Below are 8,469 nucleotides of genomic sequence, written 5' to 3' on the forward strand. Positions count from 1 at the left end.
CGCCCCGGCACCGGCGGCGCCCGCTCCGGCATCGGGAGGCTATGGCGCGCCGGCACCCAAGCCGGCGGCCCCGGCCTCCGGCGGCTACGGCGCCCCGGCTCCGGCGGCACCCGCCCCGGCCTCCGGCGGCTATGGCAAATAAACTGACGGACACAACACAGCGACCGGTCGTGGAGGTGCGTGAAGGATGAAGAAGATCCTCGTCGCCGTTGACGACACGAAGGGCTCGAAGGCCGCCGTCGCGACGTTCACGGCGTGCATCGCCGACTTCAAGCCGCTGGAAATGGTACTTGTGCACGTCGAGAAGATCGAAGGCCGCTCGCTCATGGACGAGATGCTCGGCGAGCCGGAGATGTCCACGCTGCGCGAGGCGGTCAAGGACACCGATCTGAAAGCGGTCCTCGACCGCAGGGCGGAGCGGATCTTCTCGTACTATCGTCCGGCGTTCGAGCTGGCCGGCTGCAAGAACGTCCGGACGGTCGTGCGCAGCGGCCACCCGGCCGAGGAGATCCTGGCGGTGGCCGCGGCGGAGCAGGCGGAGATGATCGTCGTCGGCGCGCGCGCCTCCGGCGCCACCCACCGGTTCATGGGGAGCGTGAGCCGGGAGGTCACCGACCACGCGGAGGTCCCCGTCCTCGTCGTCAGGAACCGGGAATAGGACGGGCCGCGCTCCCGCCGGCACCGGCTCTCGCGCATGAGCGCTGACGGCGGGAGCGCGCCGGTCCTCGTCCTCGGCGGCGGCCTCGCCGGGCTCGCCGCCGCGCACGCGCTGACGGCCGCCGGCCGCGAGGTTCTCGTCCTCGAGGCCGGCGACGTCGTCGGCGGGCTCTCGCGCACGGAGGTCTTCGGCGACTTCCGCTTCGACCTCGGCGGCCACCGCTTCTTCACCCACGACGCGGAGGTCGCCGCCCTCGTCCAGGGGCTCCTCGGCGAGGAGCTGATCGATGTCCCGCGCTCGAGCAAGATCCTCCTGCGCGGCCGCTACGTGGACTACCCGCTGCGGCCCGCGAACGCCCTGGCCGCGCTCGGGCCCGCGACGACGGCGCGCGTCGTCGGCGACTGGCTGCTCGAGCAGCTGCGCGGGGCCGCCGCACGGCGGCCGGACGTCTCGCTCGAGGACTGGGTCGTGCGGCGCTTCGGCCGCACGCTGTTCACCATCTACTTCAAGGAGTACAGCGAGAAGGTCTGGGGCCTGCCCTGCGACCGGATCAGCGTCGGCTGGGTCTCGCGCCGCATCGAGGGGCTCTCGCTGGGCCGCGCCCTCCACGACGCGTTCACGCGGGGGCACCGCGCGAGCATCGCGACCCTCGTGGACCGCTTCGCCTACCCCCGCCTCGGGATCGGGCGCCTCGCCGAGCGCTTCGCCGAGGAGCTCGCGCCGCGCGGCCGCGTCCTCTGCGGCGCGCGCGTGGCGCGGGTGCGCCACGCGGCGGGCCGCGTGCGCGAGGTCGTCGCGGTGACCGCGGCCGGCGAGCAGACCTTCGCAGCCGGCGCCGTCGTCTCGACGATCCCGCTGCCGGCGATCATTCGCGTGCTCGATCCGGCGCCGTCGGCCGCGGCGCTGCGGGCGGCGGCCGGTCTCGGCTTCCGGGACCTGGTGCTGGCGGCGGTCGCCGCCGACCGCCCCGCCATCACGGACCAGAGCTGGATCTACCTCCCCGACCGGACCGTCCCCTTCGGGCGGCTCCACGAGCCCAAGAACTGGTCCGCCGCCATGGCGCCCCCGCACCGCTCCCTGGTCGTCGCCGAATGGTTCTGTTCCCGCGGCGACGCGGTCTGGGAGGCCGACGACGCCTCGCTCGCCGAGCGCACCGCCGCCGGCCTCGAGCGGCTGGGCTACCTGGCGCGGCGCGAGGTCGCGGGAGTGCGCATCGTGCGGGTCCCCGCGGCCTACCCGCTGTTCGAGGTCGGCTACGAGGAGCGCGCCGCGGCTGTGCGCGAAGGCCTCGCCGGCCTCGCCAACCTGCTGATTGCCGGTCGCAGCGGCTGCTTCGCCTACCAGAACATGGACCACGCGATCCGCTCCGGACTGGATGCGGCGCGGGCGCTGCTGCGCGGGGAGGGCGGGCCGTGAAGTGCGCGCTCGTGATCCCCGCGTGGTCGCCCGAGGAGATCTTCCCGAGCCGGACGGCGGCGGCGCAGATCAACTACTGGCAGCCGCTGGGCACGCTCTACGTCGCCTCGAGGCTGCGGGAGGCCGGCCACGAGGTGCGCTTCCTCAACGGCGCGTTCCGCGGCCGCGAGCAGATCCTCGCGGAGCTGGCGGCGTTCGCGCCACGCCTCGTCGGCCTCTACTCGACGGCCTTCGGCTGGCCCAAGGCGGTCGCGGCCGCCGCTGACGTCCGGGGAATCCTGCCCGGCGCCTGCATCGTCGCCGGCGGCCCCTTCCCCTCGTGGGCGGGGGCGCGGTGCCTGCAGGAGGCGCCGGCGCTCGACGCGGTGGCGATCGGCGAGGCGGAGGAGACCATGGTCGAGCTGGCGCTGCGACTCGAGGAGCGGCGGGACCTCGAGGGCGTCGCGGGCCTCGCCTTCCGCCGCGGCGGGCAGATCGTCGAGAACGCGCCGCGCCCGCTCGCCCTCGACCTCGACCGGTTCCCCTTCCCGGCGCGCGACCTGCTCGGGGATCTGCGGGCGTATGTCCCCCCGCCGGCGACCTACCGGCGCGCGCCCGTGGCCGTGATGATCACCTCGCGCGGCTGCAACCGCCGCTGCATCTTCTGCTTCCAGATGGACCGCGAGCGCCGCATCCGCTACCGCGGCGTGGACAACGTCATCGCGGAGATCCGCCAGCTCGTCGCGGAGGGCTACCGCGAGATCAAGTTCCTCGACGACACGCTCGCCGCGGATCGCTCGCGCGCGCTCGAGATCGCCCGCCGCATCCGCGCCGAGCGCCTCGACATCGCCTGGTTCGCCTCCGCCTGCGTGCACCAGGTCGACGAGGAGCTGCTGCGGGAGTTCCGGCGCGCCGGCTGCTGGGCGATCCTCTTCGGCGCGGAAAGCGGCGTGCAGAAGAATCTCGACGCGCTGCGCAAGGGGATCAGGCTCGAGCAGACGCGCCGTGCCGTGCGCGCGGCGAAGGCGGCGGGCCTGCGCGTGCACACGCCCTTCATCTTCGGCATCCCGGGCGAGACCTACGCCGAGGGGCTCGAGACGATCCGCTTCGCCTGCGAGCTGGACCCGGACCTCGCGAGCTTCCACGCGCTCACGCCGTTCCCCGGCTCCGAGCTCTGGGAGCGGCGCCACGAGCTGGGCACCGTCGCGGACGATCTCTCGACCTTCACCTACCAGGGCGCGGCGTTCGTGCCGCGCACGATGAGCCGCGAGCAGATCCAGGAGCTGCGACAGCTGGCGTACCGCAGGTTCTACTCACGACCCGGCTACCTCGTGCGCCGCACGCTGGGGATACGCTCCCTGCACGAGGTGCGCGCCGCCTGGCGCGGCGCCCGCAGCCTCCTCGGTCTCTGGACCGGGCGGCGCGTCTTCTCGCGCGAGACCGCGCGGGACCCCTGGAAGAGGACGAGGTAGCGCCCGTACCCGCTGCGTTGCCATGACGGATCATGACGCTCCCGACTGACCTGCGCGGCACGTTCCCTACAGAAGGCGGGAGGCTAACACCGCGGGCGGCCTCGTATCAGGGCACCGGCTTGGAGGCCGCTCAGACGGGGTCAGATGCAAGGCGCCGGACGATCCGGCGACCGAGGCGGCCTCGCGGCCGCCGCAGGGAGGCGGGAGGAGGGCAACGCCGCAGATGGCCCCGTATCAGCGGCCGTCACGCGGGAGCCAGACGCTCGCCAGGGTCCGGAACCGGAAGACGGCGTCGCGCCAGAAGACCGCGTCGGGCGGCCGGCTGCCGACCCGCTCCGCGAGCGCCGCGGGCAGCGGCGCGGCCGGGTCCCCCGAGACCAGGACGAGCGCGGTCCCGGCCCCCGGGGCGGATGCCGAACGGTACCAGGCCGGCAGCGCCCCCTCCCAGCTGAAGCGGAACGACGAGGTGCGCAGCTGCTCCGGGGGCGGCGGCGCCGGCGCGGGCCCGAGCGTGACGACCCGCGCGGCGGTGTGGTAGTCCAGCAGCGGCACCGCGACCTCCGGGTTGAGCGCGAGACCCGGCGTCGGCACGACCGCGACCGCGGCCTCGCGGACGCCGCGCGCGTCCAGGTAGCGTCCCGCGTCGCGCAGGTTCGCGGTGTTCACCCATTGGAGAAAGGGCAGATCGACCGCGAAGACGGTGACGAGCGAGAAGCCGACGGCGGCGAGGGCGGCGAAGCGCCGCGAGCGTCCGGGCAGCGCCGCGAGGCCGCGCGCCGCCAGCAGGGCGATCATCGGGAAGGCCGGCAGCAGGTAGCGCGAGCGCCGCACGCCCAGTGCCAGGAGCACCAGCGGCACCGCCGCGGCAACGAGGATGCGCCGGTCGCGCTCGCGCCACCCGCGCCAGAGCGCCGCGAGCGCGGCGCCCGCCAGCAGCGGGTGCGCCTGGAAGAGGAAGGTCGACGGGTAGCCCTCGACCCAGCGGCGCAGCCCCTCCCACTGGAAGCTCGAGAGCAGCGCCAGCTGGCGCTGGACGAGCCCCGGCCTGGCAAGCGCGAAGAGCGCCGGCGCCAGCGCCGCGATCGCGCCGGCGGCCGCCACGCGGGCGACCGCCGCACGCCCCCGTCGCGGCGCCTCCAGCAGGAGCACGGCCGCGCCGGCCGCGCCCAGGAGCACCCAGGTGGAGTACTTGACGAGGAGCGCCGCGGCCAGGGCGAGGGCCGCCGCGAGCAGGCGCGGCGCCCCGCCGCGAGCGACCAGGGCGAGCAGCGCCCAGACGGCGACCGTCACCGCGGCCATCGCCGGCACGTCGGCCATGAGCAGCGGCACGTTCACGAGCAGACAGGGCGCCGCCAGCAGCAGGAGGGCGGCCCCGGCGCCGGTGGCCGCGTCCCAGAGGAGGGAGCCGATGCGTGCCGTCGCGCAGGCGGTGGCCGCGAACAGCGCTGCCGTGACGATCTGGGAGACCCAGCGGTGTTCGCCGATCAGCGAGAACATCGTTCCGTACAGCAACCCCGGCAGCGGCAGGTCGGTCCAGGCGGGCAGCGCCGTGCCCCAGCCCCGGAAGAACGCGCGCGCGCCGTGGAGCGCAAGGTACTTGGCCTCGATGAAGTAGCGCGCCGCGTCGACGATCGCCTCGGGCTCGGCCGCAAGCGCGACGCCGAGCCCGAACGCGGCGAGCGCCACCAGGGGCACGCGCCAGCGCTCCCGCACCTGCCAGCGGCAGAGCAGCCATGCGGCCGCCACGACCGCCAGGTGCAGCGCCCAGAGGCCTGCGAGGCTGCGACCTCCCAGCACCCAGCCCCAGGAGGTGAGGCTGTTGTCATCGAACGACCGCAGCGCGACCAGCAGCGGGAAGAGCACTGCCGCCGCCAGCACGGACGGGAGCGGCGGGCCGCCCCCGTCCGCGTCGCGCTGCGTCTCGGGGCCGGGCTGCACCATGGCCGGGCCAGCCTATCACAGCGGCGCCGGGAAACGAGGCCTCCGAGCCGGCCGGCGACCGTGGCGCACCACGCGGGGCCCGGGCCGAGTTGACACGTCGGGCACGGTGCGGTACCTAGTCCCGTGGAGATGACGGCGACGGCACGCAGACGCCTGGCACGGAGATCCTGCACGTTCGCGGGCGTGGCCGTGCTCCTGCTCGCGACTGCGGCCCGGGCCGCCGTCGTGGCCGAGGGGACGTACACGATCACCGCACCCGAGCGCCGCACGATCCCCTTCCGCATGGTCCTGACGCCCACGGGCGCGCGCATCGCCCCGGCAAGGGGCGAGGTCCTGATCTTCTCGTACGAGCAGAAGTCGGCGCTGGTCGTCGACGACCCGGGGCGCAGCTATTTCCTGCTCCCGCTCGAACTGGTGACGCCGCTGCTCTCCGCCGGCCTCGGCTACGACCCGCGCGGCCTCGGCGCCACCGCCTCGGGCGCGACGAAGACGCTCCTCGGCCAGCCGTGCGGCGAGGTCGTCGTCAGCGGGCGTTCTCCGCGGCTGCTGCTGCGGTCCTGGCGCGTCTCCGACGAGGCGTGGAGCCGGGACTACGCGCGGCTCGAGCGCGCGCTGGGGCTCCCGTGGGCGGCGGCGAGTCCTCCCGCCCTCTTCGTGGGGCTGCCGCTGGCGGGGACGGTCGAGATCGACGGCGAGCGCCCCTACCGTGCGTCCTGGCAGATCACGAAGCTGGCGCGCGACGAGCGCGCTGGGGAGGACTTCTCGGTCCCGGACGGCTACCGGATGGACCTGGAGCGTCTCCTGGCGGCGCAGCGGCGTCGGTAAGGGCCACCCGGGCCCCGGCAGGGGCGCATTTTGCCCTTGCTGGAACCGGCAAAAGACGTTAACCTTATTAGCAAGATCGGTCCCGTCCCAGCGGGATTCGTGCCGGCACCGTTCTCCGGCGGAGGTTTTTGTGGCTATGGACGGTTCGTTGGACGTACTGCTGCGCAACTCGACGGTCCGCCTGGGCTCCTGTTCCAGGGAGATCTTCCGGGTCGGCCTGTCGCTCGTCGCGGATGGGGATGTCTGCGTCTGCGGCCTGCACCCCGAAGGGACGGGGCCGCGCGAGGCGTGCCGTTCGTTCACGGCGTCGCTGCGCTCCGCACCCTCCGCGCGGGTGCGCTGTCCGGAGGGGCTCACCGTCCTCGTGCGGGCGGTGAATCTGCCGTTGGCGCAGCCGCTGCTGCTCGCCTCGCAGGGCTTCCTCGAGGAGAGCGCGGGCGACGATGCGCGCACGAACGGGATTCCCCGGCTCTCGCCCATCCAGATCTCCCAGTTCGAGAGCTTCATCGACCTCGGGGTCGACGTGCTCGCCGGCCTCTTCCGGGCGGCCTCGCTCGGCGTCACCGAGGAGGTGCGCGAGGAGGCCTGGCGGGACCTGCTCGGCTCGCCGACGATCGTCGGCATGAGCCCGGCCTCGCGGAGCCTGCGCGAGGCGCTGCCGACCGCCGCCAACAGCGCGGAGCCGCTCTTCGTCGACGGCGAGCCCGGCAGCGGCCGGCGGATGCTGGCGGCCGCCGTGCACCGCCTCGGCCCGCGCGCTGGCCGCCCCTTCGTCGCCGAGTCCCTCGCCGCCCTCCCGGAGAGCCTGCAGGAGCCGGAGATCTTCGGCGCCGGCGGCACCGGGGGCCTCGTCGCTGAGGCCGCGGGCGGCACCCTGTACCTCGGCGAGATCGAGCGCCTGAACGCGCGCTGCCAGGAACTGCTGCTGTCCCTGCTGGCGCAGGGGCAGGGCGCACCCCGGGTCATCGCCTCCGCCGACGCCGACCTCGAGGAGGCCGTGCGCCGCGGCCGCTTCCGCAACGACCTCGCGGCTCGGCTGCGGGCCCGGACCATCGCCGTCCAGCCGCTGCGGGAGCGGCCCGAGGACATTCCGCTGCTGGCGGAGCACCTGGCGCGGCGACGCGCCGCTGCCGCCGGGGCCATCGCGCCCGCGCTGACGCCGGAGACCCTCGAGACGCTGAAGCGCTGCCCCTGGACGGGCAACGTGCGGGAACTGGACGAGGAGCTGGCGCGCGCCGCGGCGGGCCGGTCCGTGATCCGGCCCGAGGACATCGCGGGCCTGCGCGCCAGGGCGGGCCGGGCTCCCGCGGGCGCCGCCGGGGCGCCGCTGCGGCGCGCGGTCGGGGATCTCGAAGTAACCCTCATCGAGCAGGCGCTGTCCGAGACGAACTGGAACAAGAGCCGGGCCGCCCGGACGCTGGGCCTCAGCCGCCTGGGCCTGCAGAAGAAGATCGACCGCTACGGCATCGACCGCCGGCGGTAGACTAAACGAGACGAGGGGAGCAGCCGCGTGAGCACCTGCAGCATGAGCGGGGACATCGGACGCTGCCGCTACGGGCTCAACGCCTTGTGGAGCGTCCGCGGCGACCTTGCGGGCTCGCTGGCGCGCCGCTTCGCCGAGCGCGTCGGGCTCTTCTTCCGCAGCGAGTCCGCGTCCCTCCTCGTCGACCTGCGCAGGGCCGGGCTGATCGACAGCGTCGGCGCCGCGCGGCTGCGCGAGCTGCACGAGCGCCACGCCGGCTTCCTGCTCGTCGGGCGGCCCGCGTCCTGGATGGACCTGCCCCTGGGCGTGCGTCGGACGCTCGCCGAGCTGCGCCCCGCGCCGGACCTGGAGACGGCCCTGGCCGCCCTGGCCCCCGCGCACGCCTCCGCACACACCGAGCGGCGCAGCCACCCGCGCATACCGCTGCAGGTCCCCGTCGAGGTCCTCTGCGCCGGGCGCCTCGCCCCCGCCTCCCTGCGCGACATCAGCCGCGGCGGCCTGCACCTGGAGCTGCTGCCCGAGGGCTGGCTCGGCGAGGCGCGCAAGACCGGCGCCGCGACGACCCTCGGGATCGTCGGCCTCGACGCGGACCCGCTCGCCCGCGAGCTGACCGCGCGCTTCGGCCGCGGACCGGTGCTGGCGGTGCCGGTCCGCGCGCTCCCCGGCGGGGTCCTCGGCGCCCGCTTCGCCGGCAG

The 8,469-nt window shown here is 74.8% G+C and carries 7 protein-coding genes; 6 read left to right on the forward strand and 1 reads right to left on the reverse strand.

The window, feature by feature from the left end; all coding sequences use genetic code 11:
• Positions 1–187 precede the first annotated feature (187 nt).
• Genes VI078_03415 through VI078_03425 form a run of 3 tightly spaced genes read left to right on the forward strand, consistent with a single transcriptional unit; the run spans position 188 to position 3,525 of the window.
• On the forward strand, positions 188–658 hold the full coding sequence (locus VI078_03415; GenBank protein ID HEY5998332.1) for a universal stress protein: 471 nt from the start codon (positions 188–190) through the stop codon (positions 656–658).
• 36 nt (positions 659–694) lie between these two features.
• Positions 695–2,074, forward strand: a complete 1,380-nt coding sequence (locus tag VI078_03420; GenBank protein ID HEY5998333.1) for an FAD-dependent oxidoreductase — start codon at positions 695–697, stop codon at positions 2,072–2,074.
• A complete protein-coding gene (locus VI078_03425; protein HEY5998334.1) occupies positions 2,071–3,525 on the forward strand; it encodes a radical SAM protein in 1,455 nt (484 codons plus the stop codon). Before VI078_03420 ends, VI078_03425 begins: the two co-directional genes overlap by 4 nt.
• A 234-nt stretch (positions 3,526–3,759) precedes the next feature.
• On the opposite strand, the gene VI078_03430 is transcribed toward VI078_03425, so the two are convergent.
• Positions 3,760–5,466, reverse strand: coding sequence for a glycosyltransferase family 39 protein (locus VI078_03430; protein ID HEY5998335.1), 1,707 nt, complete (start codon positions 5,464–5,466; stop codon positions 3,760–3,762).
• A 129-nt stretch (positions 5,467–5,595) separates the two neighbouring features.
• Here VI078_03430 and VI078_03435 point away from each other — a divergent pair, with 129 nt between their 5' ends.
• The 3 genes from VI078_03435 to VI078_03445 all read left to right on the forward strand — a co-directional run.
• On the forward strand, positions 5,596–6,291 hold the full coding sequence (locus VI078_03435) for a hypothetical protein (protein ID HEY5998336.1): 696 nt from the start codon (positions 5,596–5,598) through the stop codon (positions 6,289–6,291).
• A gap of 136 nt (positions 6,292–6,427) precedes the next feature.
• Positions 6,428–7,774, forward strand: a complete 1,347-nt coding sequence (locus VI078_03440; GenBank protein HEY5998337.1) for a sigma 54-interacting transcriptional regulator — start codon at positions 6,428–6,430, stop codon at positions 7,772–7,774.
• Between the two features lie 27 nt (positions 7,775–7,801).
• The coding region (locus VI078_03445; GenBank protein HEY5998338.1) for a PilZ domain-containing protein at positions 7,802–8,469 on the forward strand (668 nt) is incomplete at its 3' end.

The sequence above is a fragment of the bacterium genome (assembly GCA_036524115.1).
Classification (GTDB): Bacteria; JAUVQV01; JAUVQV01; order JAUVQV01; family DATDCY01; genus DATDCY01.